This is a genomic window from Enterococcus avium ATCC 14025 (assembly GCF_000406965.1).
Classification (GTDB): Bacteria; Bacillota; Bacilli; order Lactobacillales; family Enterococcaceae; genus Enterococcus_A; species Enterococcus_A avium.
The window spans coordinates 67,384-85,830 of sequence record NZ_KE136369.1 but is presented as its reverse complement, the minus strand read 5'-3'; the positions used below and the strand labels follow the sequence as shown (position 1 = coordinate 85,830).

Here is an 18,447-nt window from a genome sequence, read left to right as displayed (position 1 = left end):
TCAAAAGCCATTTTCAAGTAATTGCTCTGCATCCCCTCTCACCAAACAGGAACTCTCTTTAACAAAGATGATTACTTTACTTTCTTTATCAACGCGTTTCATCAATTGCTAATAAAATATCAGAGATATTTCAGCTTGTCAATGGAGAAAAAATATCTGCAAAGTGATTCTTACCTATTTATTTCACGATTTATCTAAAAAAACGATAGAAGAATGTTAAGCAATTAGTTTTCTCGCCACACCTCAATATATTGTTTAGCGGTTTGAGAAACTAATTCGTAATTTTCATCTTTGACACCCTTAAATAGGTTGCCGCCAACACCAACAACAATTGCTCCCGCTTGCTTCCAGGCTGCTATATTTTCTAAATTCACTCCGCCAGTCGGCATAATGTTCACATGTGGAAGTGGGGCCTTTGCTGCTTTAATCATTTGGGGAGTAAAATTATTCGCAGGAAAAAGTTTTACAATATCTGCGCCGCTTTTCATTGCCTGCTGCATCTCAGTAATTGTCATACAACCTGGCATATAAGGAACTTGATAAAAATTACACATTTCTGCCGTAGCCTGATCAAAACAAGGGCTAACAATAAACTCTGCACCTGCTAGGATCGCTAAACGAGCAGTAACGGCATCCAAAACTGTTCCTGCACCAATCACTACGCTGGAATCATTTTGATATTCTTCTTTCAATTGAGCAATTACTTGATCTGCTTGCGGTACAGAAAAAGTAACTTCAATCCCCTTAATCCCGCCTTTTATGACGGCGCGTGCTGCCTCAATGGCACGTTTTTGAGAATCTTCCCTGACAACTGCCACTACACCAGCATGTTCAATTCGTGTTAATCGTTCCATTTTTTTCATCTTGCTCACCTACTCTACATTGACATGCTCATGAAGAGCATCTTCATTGGAAGTTTGATCACGCTGAGCAAGCTTCAAGGTTAAGGCATCCAAGGTGATGTGCACTGTCTGGTCAAATAAACTTGATAATAACTGAACAGATTTTACTCCAGCACCAGTCTTTGTTGCGCCAGGTACCACAATAACTTTGTCAGCAAGCTTGGCTAATGGAGACTCTTTGGCACTCGTTAACACAACAATATCAAGTCCCATTTTTTTTGCTGTTTCGGTATCTGAAACAATTCCTTTAGTGGTACCTGATCCGGAAATAGCCACCCAAGTATCTCCTTTTTGAATCGAAGGAGTGATCGTTTCACCCATTACATAATCGGTGTAACCGATATGCATCAAACGCATCGCAAAGCCCTTCGCTTGAAATCCACTGCGACCCGCTCCAATTACAAAGATTCGCTTATTTTTTTGAAACAGTGGCAAGGCCTGTTCCAGTTCCGTTTCATCAACTAGCTCCATTACTTGATTGATTTCTTGTATGATTGTTTCGATTGTTTTCATTTGTGAACAGCTCCCATGAATTCATTTACTGCTTTCAGCGGGTTTTCCGCTTTAGTGATTTTTGATCCGACAATGACAACTTCAATTAATCCTTGATCTGCTAACAACCCCGCCTGTGTCAAATCGATTCCGCCTGCGATCGCCAAGCGTTTGATTTCGGGGAATTTTTGGTGAAAAGCTTCGACACTTGCAGTCGCATCAAACGAATCTTTCCGATCAACTGAGTGATGCAAGGCATAGATAGCATTAGGAAATATCTGGATTTTTTTAATTTTTTCATCCGTTACTTCAAGTAAATCGATCATCATTGTTTTATTCTGTTTTTCGGCGACTTCATAGCAAACATTCAAAGTATCAATTGAGGCTGCGCCCATCACAGTTACAATGTCTCCACCGTGACGAAAAGCTTGATTAAATTCATACGCGCCTTCATCGATGGTCTTACTGTCTACAAGTAAATCGGTCTTGGTCAAAACTGTTCTTAATTTCTCGATAGCTAGATTGCCATAATCCTTAACTAAGGAGGTTCCCATTTCTAAAATGTCTGTTTTACCATCTAGTTGTTCGGCTAACGCAACCGCCTCTTCCAATGATACACGGTCAATTGCTGCTTGTAATCTCATGCTTCCACTTCCTGTTGTTGTAAAAATTCTTCTAATTCTTGCGGAGTTGGATATCCATCGTTATCTCCAGGGGATTGAACTGCCATCGCCCCAATGGCATTAGCACGAATAACCGCTTGTTTTAAAGATTTCCCTTCGATCAAGCCAGTGATCAACCCAACTGCAAAGCCATCGCCAGCACCGACGGTATCTACAACTTCCGCTACTTTAAACCCTGGTACAGTAAAGGAAGTACCATCCTTTTGTTTTACATAAGCCCCTTCAGTTCCTAACTTGACGATCACTGTTTTCGTTACTTCTCCATTGTTCAAATAGAAGTCAGCAATTGCTTCCGGATCACGACTGCCCATCAAAATTTCACCCTCATTGATTCCTGGAAGGACAATTTCAGCATGTGATGCTAAATCATTGATCGTTTCCACCATCTCTTCCTGACTCGCCCAAAGCTGCGGACGAAGATTAGGATCAAAGGTTGTACGGATATTGTTCTTTTCTAATAAATGAATCAAATAGCGGAAGGCTTCTTGGGCCTCAGCTGAAATAGCTGGAAAAATTCCGGATAAGTGGGCCATTTTCACCTCTGAAAAGTCAATTTTATCTAGTATTTCTTGATCAAAATGGGCGGCAGCCGAACCCTTGCGGAAGTAAAAAATACTTGGGTCTCCTTGACTAACGCGATCCTTTAATTGAAAAGCTGTCCAAAAGTCAGCCGTTTCAGAAATATAATCTGTCCCAATTTTATTTTCATGCAGGCGATCAATAATAAACTCGCCAAAGGGATCTTTCCCGACTTGTGTAATGTATTCACTGCTATGACCTAAACGAGAAACGCCGACAGCGACATTAACCTCCGCTCCTGCTAAAAATTTTTGAAAATGACAAGCATCCTTTAAGGATTTGTCGACTTCCTCAGATCCGAACAATGCAATTGGCTCACCAATAGTTAAAAACTCACTCATGTTAATTACTCCTTTTTTAGTTATTTTTTAACAGCTTACTATTAAAACTAATTTGCAACTAAAATTCATTGATTTCCTTTAAAGTAAGATATAGGCAACAATCAAATTCAAAACAGTTGCTGCCCACGCCCATGGCAGTCCTGTCATTAAGAACGTTTTAGTATCCAAACCGGCATATTGTACAGACCATAAATTCCATGATTGAGTAATACAAGCTGAGACACCCATCATAGATGGTACGACTAACAGACCGTATAAGAAATATTGGTCAAACATTCCCGTTCCAACTAAAATTGCTGCAGTTGCAGCACCAGCACCATAGAGCATTAGTGGGCCACGGAAATAAGAAAGCGGTGCGATAATCGCTACGATAATAATTAAGACAAGCTTGCTGCTTGGTATGACTTCTTGAAAGACACTCGTAAAACCTGACATTGCATGCACTGCTGCCGATTGAAACATAGTTAAGACAAACAACATAATCAATAAACCAGCAATATCGCTAATCGCATGTTTAGCCGTCTCATTCATCATCGTCACAAATTTGCTGTAGCGTTTCATATTACCTGTCGCAGCAAAAGCAATGATGGTCGAAAGCAAAAGGGCTGGTACAGCGTCCCATTTAGCAAAAATACTTAAGGCTACAGGCATAACTGGCAATACATACGTCCAAATCGGAACTTCCACTACCTCTTCTTTCAAATCGCTTTCGACAATTTCAGGTTTGCCGTTTCGAATTTTCTTCGCGTTAAACAAAATGAACAGTATCAGAATCACCATTTGCACACCCATCGCCACAAAACCGAAGCGTTGGTAATGAGGGCCCCATGCTACTTTCGGAAAGAACACTTGAAATTGTACAAACAGCACATTATTGACATACATTGCGGCACCAATAGCAATCGTAAAAACGGAAACAGCAATATTTTTTGGTACCCCAATCGAAAACATAATTGGAAACAGAATGACTCCAACCGCAATAGCCGATCCAACTCCATAAGAGCTTGTAAAGATTAAAGCGATTACAAGAGTGATCAAAACAGTGGCTAAGACAGGACTTTTCTTTCCGACTTTTTCAGTGCGACGACTAATACTTCCTGCGATTCCAGTATCAACTAACACTCGTCCAAACCAGGAACCAAAGATAATATACGCAGCCGTTTTTCCATAATTTAAAACAGGCTCGGTAAAGATTTCTTTTACAGCTATGTTAAACGGCACCATTCCGATGATCGTCCATAAGATTGCCATTACGAAGAACCCAACAGTCAAGTTACCGCCCTTCATCGCATAGAGTACAAAAATAATGAAAGTTACGGCTAATAATATTCCTGTTATCGCGCTACCCATGTTCCTTCACCTCCTAATATTTGTTTAGCTCACTTAAGATGCGCTGGTATTTTGAAATTGGTTTTGCATGATCTTCAACAAAGAAATCATTTTCCAAATGATTGAATTTTTGGATCAAATAATAACCAGTCAGATAAGCAGCTAAAGCTTCTTTTGCCGCTACCTCCATATCTTCCTTATCTATTTCAGGTCGATGAATCGTTTCCATAAAATGATAAGCAAATGTTTCTGGATCGATTTTTGTTTGTTGTTCAGTCATTAGAATTCACTCTCCAATAATTCTTTGGCTTCTAAAATTTCGTCATTTGCGGTTGTAGGATACTCGATTGCAACCGGTACATCCTGAGGTAGTATTTGTAAAACTTTACGCCAATCAATATCACCATGATCAAGTCCTATTGCTTGTGGCTGTCCCTTTTCAACTTCTACATCCTTTACATGAATATAGCGAACATAGTCTTTTAATAATTCTGCAGCTTTTATTTCATCCTCACCAACAAACCGCCAGTTACCAAGGTCATAAACGTAACCAATTGATAAATCAGTATTTTTAATAGCATTCATAAAAGTATTGATAGCACTAATCGTTCCCGAAGTTTGAGTTTGATCATTTTCAATTGAGATAGCAACTCCAGAATCAACAAGCGTTTTCAATTCTTTTTCATGAAGTTCTCCATTAAAATCGCCAATATTCCATTTGATATGCTGAACATTCATTTGTTTAGCTTCAATCAAATATTGTTGCAACTTAGGATTGAGTTCTCCATTCACATAGACCTCATCAGGAACACTGTAAAATAACTTCAAATCCAATCGTTCTGCCTCTGATTGGATAACAGGAATCTCTTTTTTAATATCTTTAAAGTACTCTCTCCGAATCTCAACTTGGGTAAAACCTAAATCAGATATTTCCTGTAATAAATCGCTTTGTAAAGCACCATTAGCTACTCTATCTGCATAAACTAAAAAATTAAGCACAAGCTTTTTATCTCTCATAAAATCGCGTCCTTTCAGTTAGTTAACCGGTTTCTATATTTGTATAGTAAACCGGTTTCCAAAAAATGTCAACGATTTCAAAATTAAAAAACATCTGCCTTACAGCAAAATAAATAAGCCTTGTTTAGTAACCGGTTTCCAAACAAGGCTTATCTGTTAAGATTTATTTTATAAAATAACTTCGATTATACTGACTTCCGCCAACGAACAGTTGAAGGTACGATTATTTCTTGAACCTCTTCTGATTTCGTCGTCATTTTTTGCAATAATTGCTCGGCTACAACTTCACCAATCTTTTTTGAAGGCTGTTCCACACTGGTGATTCCAGGACCGACAAGTTCTGTTAAATTCCAATCATCGAATCCAGTCACGCCTACTTTTTCTGGAATGGCGATTTCTTGGTGAATCAACCACGTCAAGACATCCATCAGCATTCGACCGTTGGAAGCAAACAGCAAAGTCTGTAAATCCTCTTCAAGAATAGTTGATAAACTATCACTGATTTGCTCTTCCTGACTAATTTCGATCAGTTGGCATTGCTTTCCTGCTTCCTTTACCACTTGATCGACTGTTTCGTAGCGTAATTGTCGAGTGCTGACGTCTTTAATCGGTTCACTGATGACAACTACCTGTTCATAGCCCTTTGCCAACGCTTTTACCAATACCTCTCTTGTCGCAGCACGATTATTGGTCAACACAGAGGTCCATTGCACTGGATCCGTTTGCCTATCCACCAATAGCAGTGGAATGTTACGCTCTGAAATAAATGTATAATTTGCCGATTGTCTTGAAGAAGGCTGTAAAATAATTCCTTCAACACTTTGATCTAACAGCTTTTCCAATAGTTCTTTTTCCTGAGTGATTGAGTTTGCCGCATCCATGATAATCATTTGATACCCGCTTTTTTCTAAAACCTCTCCGATTCCCTTCAAAAGTAATGAAGAAAACATATTAGAAATATCCGCTACTACGACTCCAATCAAATAGCTATGTTTTGATTTCAACGCTTGGGCCTGTTTGCTAGGCCGATAGTTTAAGCGTTCAATCACCTCTGCGATTCTTTCTTTTGTCTCCTTCGACATATTACCGTAATTTTTATTTAAAAAGCGCGAGATCGTTGTTTTCGAAACACCCGCTTCTTCAGCAACTTCTTTAATTGTAATCTTCTTCATCTTGTCTTCTCCAACTATCTTTTTTATCATTGTAGCGAATTTCCAAGCGATTGGAAAGACAACAACTTAGCTTCTCTCCTAAAGCGAATCCGGCGGTTCATTTCCTTACATTCTCAATGCATCTTTGCTTTTATCCAAAACAAGCATAGTTTCTCTATTTGGTCTTGTAAAGATCACATTGTAATCTTGCTCACCTAGATTGGTATTGGGTTCGAAGGCTAATTGTTCTCTATCCAAAAAAAATTGAGCATTGATTCCCGGTTTATTTCCCCGCGCATCAATCCTGACCCACTTTTCCAATATCTCGAAATAAACAGCATTTAACGCATGAATACAATAGCGCTTTTCTTCATCATCAAAGAGCCGCAACTTTTGATAGCAATAACCTGTAGGAATACCCACGTTTCGCAATAATCCTGTTAGCAGATTTGCCTTGGCATAACAAATTCCGTGTCCACTCCTCAGTACCTCGACAGAAGTTTTGGTTACCTCATCTGCTTGGATATCCCAAGAATGATCGATCTGATCTCTGACATATAGAAAGGCTCTTTGAATGATTTCTATTTCATTTTTAGTATTGTTAAAGAGCTTCTGACTTAATCTTTTCAGTAAAGGGTGAGACAAACATATCTCTGGTAAATCCTGTAAGTAATCTTCACGCTTATTTGATTCTACTCTCATGTAAGTCCTCCTCAAAATTATAGGTTTCATCAATCAATAAATAATTACAGGCATATTTTTTACACATCGCTAGATTTTCACTGTTGGTTTTAATCAAATCTTCCATCGTCAAATCCGAATCATCCAGCCTTTTTTCAATGGTATTTGCATACTTTTTAATATCAGAAAAGTGAGTCTCAATATAGTTTTTCGTCATAATCAAACAGTAATAACTAATCTGATCCAAATATTCTTCAGAAAAAGACTGTTTCCAATTAAAGGGAACATATATGCCTTCAGTGATTAAATTTTGTTCGTTTTCAATCGCTGTTTTAATGATTTCTTTTAAAATATTCCACAGATAAAATGTAAGTTCTTCATCATCCGCTGGAGTTAAATCTATTTCGCCACTTCGGATCAAGCCCATCTTCAGATGATCAATTGACAAATAAGGATAATGATAGGTCTCCAATAATCTTTGTGCTAAAACTGTCTTACCCGTATGAGTCGCTCCCGTGATGATTACAATCATTTTCCACATTCCTTTCATTAAATCATTGCTGATTAAAAATTTGAGCTGATGTTTCTTTAACTTTCTTTTATACTAATTGTAAAAGAAAATATTTAAAGTTTTAGTTTCGATTTTTTACAGAGTAATTACTAGCTCTGAAATATATTACGAGGAGTGTTCGCATGAAAAATTATCGAGTAGCTTTTTTTGATATTGATGGTACCCTGGCCGATAACAACTTACCTCATGGTTTGTCCTTTGAAAAACGAATTCCCGATTCTGCAAAGCTGGCTTTACGCAGATTAAAAGAAAACCAGATCGAACCCGTGATTGCTTCCGGTCGGCATTATGGTACTTTAGCTGAAATGGCCGATAAATTAGGCGTGGACAGCATTATTTCATCCAATGGAAATTGTGTACATTATCAAGGAACAATGATTCATCAAAATGTAATCCCTCAACCGCTATTAGCAGAGCTCTTAGATCATTTAGAAAAGCTGAATATAGAATGTTTAATCGAAACTCCTCATGAATTGTATTGCTTCGAGACAAATCAATATATAGGAGACCCTTCCTCTAAAAAGACCTTGCTGAAAAAAACAGATCCGCTCCCGAAAAATGTCATCCAATTGATCGTTCCTTGGAGTGAGAAAACAGAGTTCAAATTAGGGATAGATTCCCCGCTTATCGCAGAAAAGGTCGCTCCAGTTGCGGCTAATATCCATTTGAAAACTGGGACAAAGGCAGAAGGAATTCATAAAATCTGTGACTCAATGAAGATCACGGCCAAACAAGCACTAGCCTTCGGTGATGAAGAAAATGACTTTACCATGTTTGATGCTGTAGGGTTTCCTGTTGCCATGGGAAATGCTGCGCCAGCTCTAAAAGAAAAAGCCGCTTATGTGACAACTGCTGTAAATGACGATGGTATTTGGAAAGCTTGTGTTGACTTAGGATTGATTACAGAATAGAAAACATCCGCCAGAAGAAGATTCTGACGGATGTTTTTAGCGCTCAGTAATATTTTGATATTCACGGTCTTCGGAAACTTCCATATAAGCAGGCCGAATGATTTTTTGAACATTAATCAGCTCTTCGATACGGTGTGCTGACCAACCAACGATTCGCGCGATCGCAAACATCGGTGTATACAATTCTTGGGGTAAATCCAACATGTGATAAACAAAACCACTAAAGAAATCAATATTGGCACTGACTCCCTTGTAAACTTTACGTCTTTCAGAAATGATTTCAGGGGCCAAACGCTCCACTTTACGATATAAGTTAAATTCAGCAGAGGCTTCAGATCCCTTTTCTGCCGCTAATTTTTCCACATATCTTTTAAAAATTTCAGCCCGCGGATCAGACTCAGCATAAATCGCATGACCCATACCGTAGATTAGTCCTTGTTTATCAAAGGCTTCCTTATTTAAAATCTTTTCTAAATAATCTCGAATTTCGTTCTCATCTTCACAATCATTTACGTTCTCTTTTAAGTCCTCCATCATTTGGGTCACCTTAATGTTGGCCCCACCATGCTTAGGTCCCTTTAATGAGCCTAAGGCCGCTGCGATTGTTGAATAAGTATCTGTGCCGCTAGAAGTAACGACTCGAGTTGTGAAAGTCGAGTTGTTCCCTCCGCCGTGTTCCATATGTAACACCAATGCCATATCTAATGTTTGGGCTTCTTGGCTGGTATATTTTTTATCTGGACGCAGCATTGTCAAAATAGCCTCTGCAGTACTCAAGTTTTCATCCGGACGATGGATGTACATGCTATCGCCCTTACTGTAGTGATTGTAAGCATGGTAAGAATAGACAGCAATCATTGGAAACGTTGCGATCAACGATAAACTTTGATCTAAAACATTCTCAATACTGATATCATCCGTTTTATCATCGTAACATCCCAATGTTAGGACACTCCGAGAAATCATATTCATGATATTATGTGACGGCGCCTTCATAATAACATCACGTACAAAGTTGGTGGGAAGTGTTCGTCTTTTGCCAATTAAAGCTTTAAATTCAGCTAGTTCAACTTCGGTTGGTAAAGTACCAAATAATAACAGATAACTCACTTCTTCAAAGCCCAGACGCTCTTCTGAAACAAAGCCATTAACCAATTCATTAATATCAATTCCGCGATAACGCAATTCACCATATTTGGAAATAACCTTATCACCGGACATGATTTGCGGATGAATCGTGGAGATATTGGTCAAACCAGCCAAAACTCCCTTACCGTCTAGATCGCGTAATCCTCTTTTTACATTATGTTTCTTATATAAAGAAGCATCTAAATAGTCCTCTTTTCGGCATACCTCGGCCATTTGGTTCAAATCTAACATCATTATGTCCTCCTAACCTTATTTAATTTAACAATCGGGTTAAGAAACATTATAACACCATTGGCGTAAAATGAAATACTTTTAATAATTTCATTTACTTTCTTTTTCTTTATTCGTATAATAAACCCAACTGATTTTAAACGATAACGTACTTAGGAGGGATTTGGGATTGAATTGGAAAAAAGAACTTTTTATCAAAAACGAACATTATACATACTTTGATCTTTCGGCTATTGTCAATACGTATCAAAAAAATATCGCTGATTATCCATTCAGCATTCGAGTACTTTTAGAAAGCTTAGCACGACATCAGGAGCTCGCTGATTTAGAGAATTTGATCACCTTTGACGCGAAACAACCATCAGGAGTGGTACCTTTTCGACCATCAAGAGTCGTTCTACAAGACTTTACAGGTGTCCCCGCAGTGGTTGATCTCGCTGCGATGCGTGATGCTGTCGTAAAGCTTGGCGGTGATCCAAAGCTCATTAACCCGGAAATTCCGGTAACTTTAGTTGTAGATCATTCTGTTCAAGTCGATTGTGCCGGCACCTCAGAAAGCTTGGCTTACAACACGGAGAAAGAATTTGAACGAAATCACGAACGTTATCAATTTCTAAAATGGGCGCAGCAAGCGTTTGACAATTTCGAAGTTGTTCCTCCAGAAACAGGAATCATTCATCAAGTCAATTTGGAATATTTATCTGATGTCATTTTGAAGAATGATGAAAATCTGCTGTTTCCTGACTCATTAGAAGGGACAGATTCTCATACAACGATGATCAACGGTCTAGGCGTACTTGGTTGGGGTGTCGGCGGTATTGAAGCTGAAGCTGCAATCTTAGGAGAAGCCTCCTATTTTCCAACGCCTGAAGTAATCGGGGTAGAGCTGACTGGCACATTGAATCCAGGAGCAACAGCAACAGATTTAGCTCTTTACCTAACTGAACTTTTACGTAATGAAAAAGTTGTTGGTAAATTTGTTGAGTATTTCGGAACTGGTTACAAAACTTTAAGTCTTTCTGACCGTGCAACAATTGCTAATATGGCGCCTGAATACGGTGCAACCTGCGGCTTCTGCCCAATCGACGAAGAAACACTGAACTATCTACGTTTAACTGGTCGTTCAGAAGAACAGATCGCGTTAGTTGAAGCCTACGCGAAACAAAATAAACTCTTTTACGATGGATCTGAAACACCTATCTATACACGTGTGATTCAATTAGATCTATCAATTGTTCAATCTTCTGTTGCAGGTCCAAAACGACCACAGGATCGGATTCAATTAGCAGAAGTGGCAGAAAATTTCCAAACTTCTTTAACTAATCCAAGTGGGCCTAAAGGATTTGGTTTGGATTCTGATGAAATAGATCGCAGAGTAACTATCCAAGGAACAAACAATACAATTGAAACTGGTGATTTAACCTTGGCTGCAATCACTAGTTGTACCAACACGAGCAATCCTTCTGTCATGGTAGCTGCTGGCCTACTGGCTAAAAAGGCTGTATCCCTTGGATTGAAGGTTCCAGAAACAATTAAAACTTCGTTAGCGCCTGGCTCAAAAATTGTGACCCAATATTTAGAAAAAGGCAACTTGTTAGAGCCGTTAGCTGAATTAGGATTTGATATCGTTGGTTATGGATGTACGACTTGTATCGGCAATTCTGGTCCTTTAGCAGAGGAGATTGAAACGACCTTAAAAGATAGTGAACTGGTAGTTTCAGCAGTTCTATCAGGGAACAGAAATTTTGAAGGCCGGATTCATCCATTAATTAAGGCAAATTACTTAGCCTCTCCTCCTTTAGTGATCGCCTACGCTCTAGCCGGTACGATTAAAAAGGATTTAACAAAAGAAGCATTGGCTACAGTCGCTGGTAAAGACATTTATTTAAAAGATTTATGGCCTACACAAGAAGAAGTGAATGACTATATCAATGATTTCTTAAATCCAGATGATTTCCGTAAGGCGTACAAGAACGTCTATCAATCCAATGAACGCTGGAATCAGATCGAAACCTCAGAGGGTGATTGTTACGAGTGGGACGATGCATCAACATACATTGCCAATCCACCGTTCTTCACAAATCTTGGACAAGAAGCAGACGAGACAAATCCATTAAACAATTTACGTGTCTTAGCCAAATTTGGTGACTCTGTAACAACTGACCATATTTCTCCAGCCGGAAATATCGGCCTTCAATCTCCTGCTGGTAAATACTTGAAAGATCGCGGTTTATCGTATAAAGATTTCAATTCCTTTGGTTCTAGACGAGGCAACCACGAAGTAATGATGCGGGGAACTTTTGGAAATATTCGAATTCAAAACCAATTAACTCCGGAAACAACTGGTGGGTACACAAAACTGGCGACAACTGGTGAAGAGCTATCCATTTACGATGCAGCAATGCAATACCAAAAAGAACAGATTGGTACATTGATTCTTACAGGAAAAGACTACGGGATGGGTTCTTCTCGAGACTGGGCAGCTAAAGGAACGAATCTTTTAGGTGTCAAAGCAGTTTTAGCAGAAAGCTACGAACGAATCCATCGCAGTAACCTAGTGATGATGGGCGTGATTCCGTTTGAATACCTTCCTGGAGAAACCGCTGAATCACTTGGTTTGACTGGCTTGGAAAGCTACAGCTTCGAATTTCCAACGGAACCGGCAATCAATCAAATCATTGATGTGACTGCCAGTGGTGAAAAGGATATCCACTTCCAGGCAAAATTGCGCTTTGATTCCGAAGCTGATATTGCTTATTGGAAGAATCAGGGAATTTTACCGCTAGTGATAAACAAAAAAATGCAAAAGGAGCAGGCATAATGACGAACACTTTGACTCCAATTATTCCATATATAGAGGGCGATGGTATCGGACCAGAAATTTGGCAGGCGACAAAAAAGGTTGTTGATGCGGCCGTTTCTTCTGCTTACTCAAATGATCGAAAAATTGAATGGCTTGAGATTCTTGCGGGTGAAAAAGCGTTTAACCAAACAGGTACCTGGCTTCCCGATGAAACATTAGAGGCAATCAAACAACATAAAATTGCTATTAAAGGACCGTTGACAACACCAATCGGGGAAGGGTTCCGTTCTCTAAATGTAACCTTGCGTCAAGAATTAGATCTATACGCCTGTGTAAGACCTGTCCGCTATTTTAGTGGGGTTCCTTCACCTTTAAAGGAACCTGAAAAAACGGATATGACGATCTTTCGAGAAAATACGGAGGACGTTTATGCTGGAATTGAGTTTGCTAATAATTCTGCCGAGGTCAAACAGCTTTTAGACTTTTTAGCAGAACAATTAGCCGTTACTAAAGTTCGTTTTCCAGACACCAGTTCGTTAGGGATTAAACCTATCTCTCAAGAAGGCAGTGAGCGTTTAATTGCGGCTGCTCTAGATTACGCCATCCAGCAAGGAAAAAAACGGGTCACCCTTGTTCATAAGGGAAATATTATGAAATTTACTGAAGGCGGCTTTAAAAATTGGGGTTATGATTTAATTGAAAAGAACTATCCTCAGGCTTTTACGATGAATCAGTACAAAGAAATCACTGCTGAATCCGGTACTGAAAAAGCGAATGAAGCATTAGAAAAAGCGAAAAATGCAGGGAAAATTATTGTGGATGACGTAATTGCTGATAACTTCCTGCAACAAATTCTGCTTTATCCAGAAAAATACCAAGTAGTCGCAACAACTAACTTGAATGGTGATTATATTTCTGATGCTTTAGCTGCACAAGTTGGCGGGATCGGCATTTCTCCAGGCGCAAATATCAATTACAAAACAGGACATGCGATTTTTGAGGCTACCCATGGAACCGCACCTGATATTGCTGGTAAAGGCTGGGCTAATCCTTGTTCATTACTACTCTCCGCATCAATGATGTTGGATCATCTTGGCTGGTTTGAGGCCAGCGAAAAAATTATGGCTGCCATTGAAAAAGCGTTGCAGAACAATCAGATGACACACGATTTTGCACAGATGATTGATATCGAAGAGTTATCTACTTCAGAGTTTGCTGAGTATCTAATCAAAACAATTGAAAAAACTAATTAACTAGTAAATCCCATGGAATAGCCTTCCATGGGATTTTAAGTGCGTATTCCAATCATTAAGTTCTTAATTAATAAGCAAAAACTATTTTTTTGAAAAAAACTAAAAAATATGGCTATGTTATTCAATAATTGTAAATCTTATTTACCTAAAAAATTGACACAAAAAATCACTCAGAGATATTCTCGGAGTGATTTTTTAAACAGGACGGTCCGTTAACTAAAGAAACATTCTTTGGAAACAATTCCTGCTACTTCACTGTATTTAATTAATACTTGCCCATTTACTTGGTCAATCTTATCTGCATCCAATCCGTAAAAACGTTCAACGTTCACAATGCATCCATTATTTTCTTTACGAATTACTTCTCCGATGATCGGCCGAGCAAAATCAGTTTTACGGCATTCATAGCTTTCTCCAACAATAATCGCTTCTTTATTCATTCAACCACCTCATTAATGTTTTATACTACACTTATATAGTAGCATTAAGCGAAGTAAAATACCACATTAAGGGTGTTATTTATCAAATAACCATCTTTTTAGATAAAAATTAAAAATTTTAGTTCAAATTTTCCAGTAATAATGAGACGTATTGTTCCAAGTAAAATTGATCAATTTGATCGTACATAGCTATCTCGGAACTATCTAAATCCAATACGCCTATCAATTGTTCCCCCTTCTTCATTGGAACAACAATTTCTGATCGTGCGGCTGAATCACAAGCAATATAATTTTTGTGCTCCAGTACATTTTCGACAATTAATGTTTGGTTTTTCTCAGCCGCTTCCCCACATACACCTTTCCCCATTGCGATATGAACACACGAAACATTTCCTTGAAATGGGCCCAAGATTAATTCATCGTTTCTAAAAAGGTAATACCCTGCAAAAACTGTCTCTTGTAATGTCTGATTTAATAAGGCAGATGAATTAGCCAAATTAGCTATCAAATCCGTTTCACCTTCTAATAATGCTTTTTGTTGCATCAACATTAATTTATAAGCCTCTTCTTTTGCTTCTTGATTTTTCCAACCCATGCGGATTCCTCCCAATTTAAATACGTAATAAGTGTATCAATTTCTCCAGATTGAGTATATAGAGTATTAATAACTTTCGGTTTATTCTACCGTAACTCTTTGAAATTCTCCATTGATTAAAATATAAGTGATCACAGACAAAAATAGTATTCAAATCATTAAAAGAGCGGCTTGTCAAGCGTTTTCACGATTAATTCCTCGTTGAAATATTTCATTATCGTTACAATCTATACGGTTACATAAAAATTCAAATACTTTAAACTTTTTCTTCATAGTTTCTTATATAATTGAACCCGAAAGCTGAAAAAAGTGAGGGAATCCATTGATTAAGTTGAAAAAATATACGGCACTAACTTTATGTGCCTTAACACTAACCACTACCCCATTAAGCGCATTAGCAGATGAGTACGATCAAAAAATTGCTGATCAAGATAAAAAAATCTCTGATTTACAACAAACTGAGCAATCTGCTGAGGATCAAAAAGCAGCATTAGAGCAGCAAGTTGCTGCCGTGGAACAAGAAGTGAATGCTGTTTTAAAAGAAAAGACAAATGAGGAAAAGAAATTAAGCGATTTAACAGCAAAGATTGCTACCCTTCAAGAAAAAATTCAAAAACGGGAAGAACAAATCAGAAATCAAGCTCGCGATGTTCAAACGAAACAGGATTCTGGTTCAATCGTTGATGCAGTGATCAATTCTAAATCACTTGGTGAAGCGGTTAAAAAGACAATGGCTGTCTCTACTATCTTAACAGCAAGCAAAAACATTATGGAACAACAAACCAAAGATAAAGCTGAGCTTGAAAAGCTTGAAAAAGAAGCCGAACAACGTCTTCAAGTGATCAACAAGAAAACAACGGAACTAAAAGCCAAACAAGAGCAATTAGTTCAAACAAAATTGGATCAGCAAGTGAAAATTAATGAAATCCAAGCAAGTATCGCGACTGAAAAAGATCAAAAAGATAAATTTGAAAAACAAAAAGAAGATGCCGAAAAGAAACGTCAAGCGGCTTTGAAAGCTTTAGAGGAACAACGCAAAAAAGAAGAAGAAGCTCGTGAAAAAGCACAAGCTGAAGCAGAAAAACAAGCGAAGAAAGCGGCAGAAGAAGCTCAAGAAGCAGCAGAAGAAGCGGAGAAACAGGCTGCTGAGGCTGAAACAGCCAAGCAAAAACAAGAAGCGGAAATTGCTCAGTTAGAAGCTCAAAAACAAGAACAAGAAGCGAAACAGCAACAGGAACAGGCTCAAACAGTTACCGATGCAGGTGCTAGTCAGGTGACAACCAATCCGACGACCTCAACATCGAATACCTCTAAGCCTGCGGCTACTAGCAGTGGTTGGGCCTCTCCATTATCAATTGGGTTAGTCGTTACAAGTCCATTTGGTCCACGCCAAGATCCAACAGGCGCATCTGGTACACAACACGACGGCATTGATTTTGCTGGTTCTGCCGGCACTCCAATCATGGCTTCTAAAGGTGGAACAGTCGTTGAAGCTGGTTTCCATTGGTCAGCTGGGAATCATGTAGTGATTCAGCATCCAGATGGCTACTACTCTTACTACATGCACATGGTTTCTGCACCAAGTGTTGGTGTTGGTTCATCAGTCAGTGCTGGTCAAGTATTAGGCGGTATGGGAACAACGGGTAATTCAACAGGCGTTCATTTACACTTTGGGGTTTCAACAGCGTTATGGTCAGGCTTTGTAAACCCTGCCTCACTATTAGGAATTTAATAAACGATTCAAAAAATGCAGAACAACAATCAGAATATCTCTGATCATTGTTCTGCATTTTTTATTTTATGGAAAAAGGTGATGAATATGACGATTGATGAGATTCTGATTTATTTAAAAGAAGCGGCATCAGAGAAATTTAGGAAGAATATCATCAAACTCGGAATTCCGGCTGAACAAACACTTGGGGTTTCAACTGCTGAATTACGTAAGTTCGCTCGAAAAATTCCAAAAGAAAAAGATTTCTTAATGCAGCTATGGCAAACCAATTACCATGAATGTAGAATACTTACCGTGTTAGCACTAAAGCCTAAAGACTGTAATGATCAAGACATCAACTATTTAATGGATGGCATCATTTCTTGGGATCTCTGTGATTTGTTGTGTAAAAATATTCTGATTAAACAAAAAGACTTCGATCATTTCATTCAAAGTTGGATAAATTCTGACAAATTGTATTTCAAACGAGCGGCTTTTACATTGATTGCAAGCACCTCAACACATGCCTCCCTTACAATCGCTGAAATAAAAAACTATTTAGAGTTGATTGAGAGCTATTCAGATGATGAACGTTTGTTAGTGAAAAAGGCCGCCTCTTGGGCTTTGAGAGAACTTGGCAAAACCAATTTAGAAGCCAAAGAGTTAGCGATTAATACTGCCGAGACAATGCAAAGACAAACATCTAAACCACAGCAGTGGATCGCTAAGGATGCCCTGAAAGAATTGACCGTTTTAGTTCAAGCCCCTGGTCGCTCTCGCCTGATCTCAGCAAAATCGAAAATGGGAAAGAATGCGTAAAAAAGACAGAAGCAAAATGATATGCTCTCCCTAAACAAGGGTAGCATATCATTTTTTTGCTTCTGACTTTTTACTATTCTGCTTCTTCAATATCTTTTGAGATTTCGTCCAATTTGATCTCATTTGAGAGATAATCTGCATTCTCGGTTGGAAAATGTTGTCGGAATTCGGCTAATTCCATAAGATCAACCGTTCCATCTGACAACTTAAAGTCCAATACGTGACCGCCAAATTTCCGATCATCGCTAATGAAATGTAAATGGAATCCAGCAGCAGCGGCACCGTGAAATAATCTTGGTGTAAAGAAACCGACAATCGTTCCAGAAATATTATCGGCCTCAAATTCTGGTTGATTGCGCGCAATTTCAACGAAACGCGGATATGGTTTTTCTTGTTTTGGCGCGACCCGCACATGCATATGTTTAAACTTGCCATTTATTTTGACAGCCGCAAATAAATTGTGGCTGATTTTTTCTAAAATGTCCTCTTTTACAACATCATCAGAAACGTTCATTAAAGTAAATCGTTCATCTGATTCAAAATTAGTGACTGCTGCATAAGGTGTTAACTCATCACCAACTAATTGATTGATTTTTCCTGTTTCATCAGCGTGGTAAATGACACCATCTAGGAAAATGACTTCACCGTTGGAGCCTTCTAATGTTCCCAAACCAAAATCACCGTAATTTGATAAAGTACCGATTTTTTCGGTTCCATCCATTAAATCTTGCATCAAACCACCCAGTGTTCCATGCTGATAGATATAGCTTTTTGTTTTCACTGTCATGA

19 protein-coding genes and 1 other annotated feature (1 of these 20 only partly in view) are annotated in these 18,447 nt (G+C 38.5%); of the genes, 5 read left to right on the top strand and 14 right to left on the bottom strand.

Annotated elements, in window-relative coordinates; translation table 11 throughout:
• Window positions 1-101, bottom strand: a binding site (T-box leader) (it extends 143 nt beyond the left edge of the window).
• Window positions 102-224: 123 nt separating this feature from the next.
• From OMU_RS22440 to OMU_RS22395, 10 genes are all read right to left on the bottom strand, one after another.
• The gene (locus OMU_RS22440; protein WP_016182132.1) at window positions 225-863 is read right to left on the bottom strand and encodes a bifunctional 4-hydroxy-2-oxoglutarate aldolase/2-dehydro-3-deoxy-phosphogluconate aldolase; all 639 of its coding nucleotides are present in this window, start codon (window positions 861-863) and stop codon (window positions 225-227) included.
• A gap of 9 nt (window positions 864-872) precedes the next feature.
• Window positions 873-1,415: a 6-phospho-3-hexuloisomerase gene (gene hxlB, locus OMU_RS22435; RefSeq protein WP_016182131.1), complete on the bottom strand. Its 543-nt coding sequence runs from the start codon at window positions 1,413-1,415 to the stop codon at window positions 873-875.
• Window positions 1,412-2,038, bottom strand: a complete 627-nt coding sequence (locus OMU_RS22430) for an orotidine 5'-phosphate decarboxylase / HUMPS family protein (RefSeq protein ID WP_016182130.1) — start codon at window positions 2,036-2,038, stop codon at window positions 1,412-1,414. The genes hxlB and OMU_RS22430 overlap by 4 nt, the downstream gene beginning before the upstream one ends.
• Window positions 2,035-2,997, bottom strand: a complete 963-nt coding sequence (locus OMU_RS22425) for a sugar kinase (protein WP_016182129.1) — start codon at window positions 2,995-2,997, stop codon at window positions 2,035-2,037. The genes OMU_RS22430 and OMU_RS22425 overlap by 4 nt, the downstream gene beginning before the upstream one ends.
• A gap of 78 nt (window positions 2,998-3,075) precedes the next feature.
• On the bottom strand, window positions 3,076-4,347 hold the full coding sequence (locus tag OMU_RS22420) for a hypothetical protein (protein WP_016182128.1): 1,272 nt from the start codon (window positions 4,345-4,347) through the stop codon (window positions 3,076-3,078).
• Window positions 4,348-4,360: 13 nt separating this feature from the next.
• Window positions 4,361-4,606, bottom strand: coding sequence for a hypothetical protein (locus OMU_RS22415; protein WP_016182127.1), 246 nt, complete (start codon window positions 4,604-4,606; stop codon window positions 4,361-4,363).
• Window positions 4,606-5,343 (bottom strand): sugar phosphate isomerase/epimerase family protein, encoded by a 738-nt coding sequence (locus tag OMU_RS22410; RefSeq protein WP_016182126.1) that lies wholly within the window; start codon window positions 5,341-5,343, stop codon window positions 4,606-4,608. The genes OMU_RS22415 and OMU_RS22410 overlap by 1 nt, the downstream gene beginning before the upstream one ends.
• A 185-nt stretch (window positions 5,344-5,528) precedes the next feature.
• Window positions 5,529-6,515, bottom strand: coding sequence for a LacI family DNA-binding transcriptional regulator (locus OMU_RS22405; RefSeq protein ID WP_016182125.1), 987 nt, complete (start codon window positions 6,513-6,515; stop codon window positions 5,529-5,531).
• Between the two features lie 105 nt (window positions 6,516-6,620).
• Window positions 6,621-7,196, bottom strand: a complete 576-nt coding sequence (locus OMU_RS22400) for a transglutaminase-like domain-containing protein (protein WP_016182124.1) — start codon at window positions 7,194-7,196, stop codon at window positions 6,621-6,623.
• On the bottom strand, window positions 7,177-7,707 hold the full coding sequence (locus OMU_RS22395) for a P-loop nucleotide/nucleoside kinase family protein (RefSeq protein ID WP_016182123.1): 531 nt from the start codon (window positions 7,705-7,707) through the stop codon (window positions 7,177-7,179). Before OMU_RS22395 ends, OMU_RS22400 begins: the two co-directional genes overlap by 20 nt.
• A gap of 161 nt (window positions 7,708-7,868) precedes the next feature.
• Between OMU_RS22395 and OMU_RS22390 the strand changes: the two genes are divergently transcribed.
• The gene (locus OMU_RS22390) at window positions 7,869-8,657 is read left to right on the top strand and encodes a Cof-type HAD-IIB family hydrolase (protein WP_016182122.1); all 789 of its coding nucleotides are present in this window, start codon (window positions 7,869-7,871) and stop codon (window positions 8,655-8,657) included.
• Between the two features lie 36 nt (window positions 8,658-8,693).
• On the opposite strand, the gene OMU_RS22385 is transcribed toward OMU_RS22390, so the two are convergent.
• On the bottom strand, window positions 8,694-10,019 hold the full coding sequence (locus OMU_RS22385) for a citrate/2-methylcitrate synthase (protein WP_369905946.1): 1,326 nt from the start codon (window positions 10,017-10,019) through the stop codon (window positions 8,694-8,696).
• Window positions 10,020-10,206: 187 nt separating this feature from the next.
• Between OMU_RS22385 and acnA the strand changes: the two genes are divergently transcribed.
• Together acnA and icd are read left to right on the top strand one after the other, a co-directional pair.
• A complete protein-coding gene (gene acnA, locus OMU_RS22380; protein WP_016182120.1) occupies window positions 10,207-12,858 on the top strand; it encodes an aconitate hydratase AcnA in 2,652 nt (883 codons plus the stop codon).
• The gene (icd, locus tag OMU_RS22375) at window positions 12,858-14,093 is read left to right on the top strand and encodes an NADP-dependent isocitrate dehydrogenase (protein ID WP_016182119.1); all 1,236 of its coding nucleotides are present in this window, start codon (window positions 12,858-12,860) and stop codon (window positions 14,091-14,093) included. The genes acnA and icd overlap by 1 nt, the downstream gene beginning before the upstream one ends.
• A 212-nt stretch (window positions 14,094-14,305) precedes the next feature.
• Here the strand turns inward: icd and OMU_RS22370 are convergent, their stop codons facing one another.
• Complete coding sequence (locus OMU_RS22370) at window positions 14,306-14,533, bottom strand: hypothetical protein (RefSeq protein ID WP_016182118.1); 228 nt, start codon at window positions 14,531-14,533, stop codon at window positions 14,306-14,308.
• Between the two features lie 118 nt (window positions 14,534-14,651).
• Window positions 14,652-15,128 carry a GAF domain-containing protein gene (locus OMU_RS22365; RefSeq protein WP_016182117.1) on the bottom strand — a complete coding sequence of 159 codons (477 nt, stop codon included), beginning with the start codon at window positions 15,126-15,128 and terminating at the stop codon, window positions 14,652-14,654.
• Between the two features lie 322 nt (window positions 15,129-15,450).
• On the opposite strand from OMU_RS22365, the gene OMU_RS22360 reads away from it, so the two are divergent.
• Entirely contained in the window at window positions 15,451-16,860 is a 1,410-nt protein-coding gene (locus tag OMU_RS22360) for a peptidoglycan DD-metalloendopeptidase family protein (protein WP_016182116.1), read from the top strand.
• Window positions 16,861-16,941: 81 nt separating this feature from the next.
• The gene (locus OMU_RS22355; RefSeq protein WP_225844258.1) at window positions 16,942-17,658 is read left to right on the top strand and encodes a DNA alkylation repair protein; all 717 of its coding nucleotides are present in this window, start codon (window positions 16,942-16,944) and stop codon (window positions 17,656-17,658) included.
• Between the two features lie 73 nt (window positions 17,659-17,731).
• Here OMU_RS22355 and budA read toward each other — a convergent pair whose 3' ends face one another.
• Window positions 17,732-18,445 (bottom strand): acetolactate decarboxylase, encoded by a 714-nt coding sequence (gene budA / locus OMU_RS22350; RefSeq protein ID WP_016182114.1) that lies wholly within the window; start codon window positions 18,443-18,445, stop codon window positions 17,732-17,734.
• Window positions 18,446-18,447 lie beyond the last annotated feature (2 nt).

What these genes read in the sequence shown, in the direction of transcription:
- budA (WP_016182114.1), bottom strand. Translation starts at nt 18,445, where the DNA reads ATGACAGTGAAAACAAAAAGCTATATCTATCAGCATGGAACACTGGGT.
- OMU_RS22405 (WP_016182125.1), bottom strand. Translation starts at nt 6,515, where the DNA reads ATGAAGAAGATTACAATTAAAGAAGTTGCTGAAGAAGCGGGTGTTTCG.
- OMU_RS22440 (WP_016182132.1), bottom strand. Translation starts at nt 863, where the DNA reads ATGAAAAAAATGGAACGATTAACACGAATTGAACATGCTGGTGTAGTG.
- OMU_RS22425 (WP_016182129.1), bottom strand. Translation starts at nt 2,997, where the DNA reads ATGAGTGAGTTTTTAACTATTGGTGAGCCAATTGCATTGTTCGGATCT.
- OMU_RS22395 (WP_016182123.1), bottom strand. Translation starts at nt 7,707, where the DNA reads ATGATTGTAATCATCACGGGAGCGACTCATACGGGTAAGACAGTTTTA.
- OMU_RS22400 (WP_016182124.1), bottom strand. Translation starts at nt 7,196, where the DNA reads ATGAGAGTAGAATCAAATAAGCGTGAAGATTACTTACAGGATTTACCA.
- OMU_RS22430 (WP_016182130.1), bottom strand. Translation starts at nt 2,038, where the DNA reads ATGAGATTACAAGCAGCAATTGACCGTGTATCATTGGAAGAGGCGGTT.
- OMU_RS22370 (WP_016182118.1), bottom strand. Translation starts at nt 14,533, where the DNA reads ATGAATAAAGAAGCGATTATTGTTGGAGAAAGCTATGAATGCCGTAAA.
- OMU_RS22365 (WP_016182117.1), bottom strand. Translation starts at nt 15,128, where the DNA reads ATGGGTTGGAAAAATCAAGAAGCAAAAGAAGAGGCTTATAAATTAATG.
- OMU_RS22415 (WP_016182127.1), bottom strand. Translation starts at nt 4,606, where the DNA reads ATGACTGAACAACAAACAAAAATCGATCCAGAAACATTTGCTTATCAT.
- icd (WP_016182119.1), top strand. Translation starts at nt 12,858, where the DNA reads ATGACGAACACTTTGACTCCAATTATTCCATATATAGAGGGCGATGGT.
- hxlB (WP_016182131.1), bottom strand. Translation starts at nt 1,415, where the DNA reads ATGAAAACAATCGAAACAATCATACAAGAAATCAATCAAGTAATGGAG.
- OMU_RS22385 (WP_369905946.1), bottom strand. Translation starts at nt 10,019, where the DNA reads ATGGCCGAGGTATGCCGAAAAGAGGACTATTTAGATGCTTCTTTATAT.
- OMU_RS22420 (WP_016182128.1), bottom strand. Translation starts at nt 4,347, where the DNA reads ATGGGTAGCGCGATAACAGGAATATTATTAGCCGTAACTTTCATTATT.
- OMU_RS22410 (WP_016182126.1), bottom strand. Translation starts at nt 5,343, where the DNA reads ATGAGAGATAAAAAGCTTGTGCTTAATTTTTTAGTTTATGCAGATAGA.
- OMU_RS22355 (WP_225844258.1), top strand. Translation starts at nt 16,942, where the DNA reads ATGAATATGACGATTGATGAGATTCTGATTTATTTAAAAGAAGCGGCA.
- OMU_RS22390 (WP_016182122.1), top strand. Translation starts at nt 7,869, where the DNA reads ATGAAAAATTATCGAGTAGCTTTTTTTGATATTGATGGTACCCTGGCC.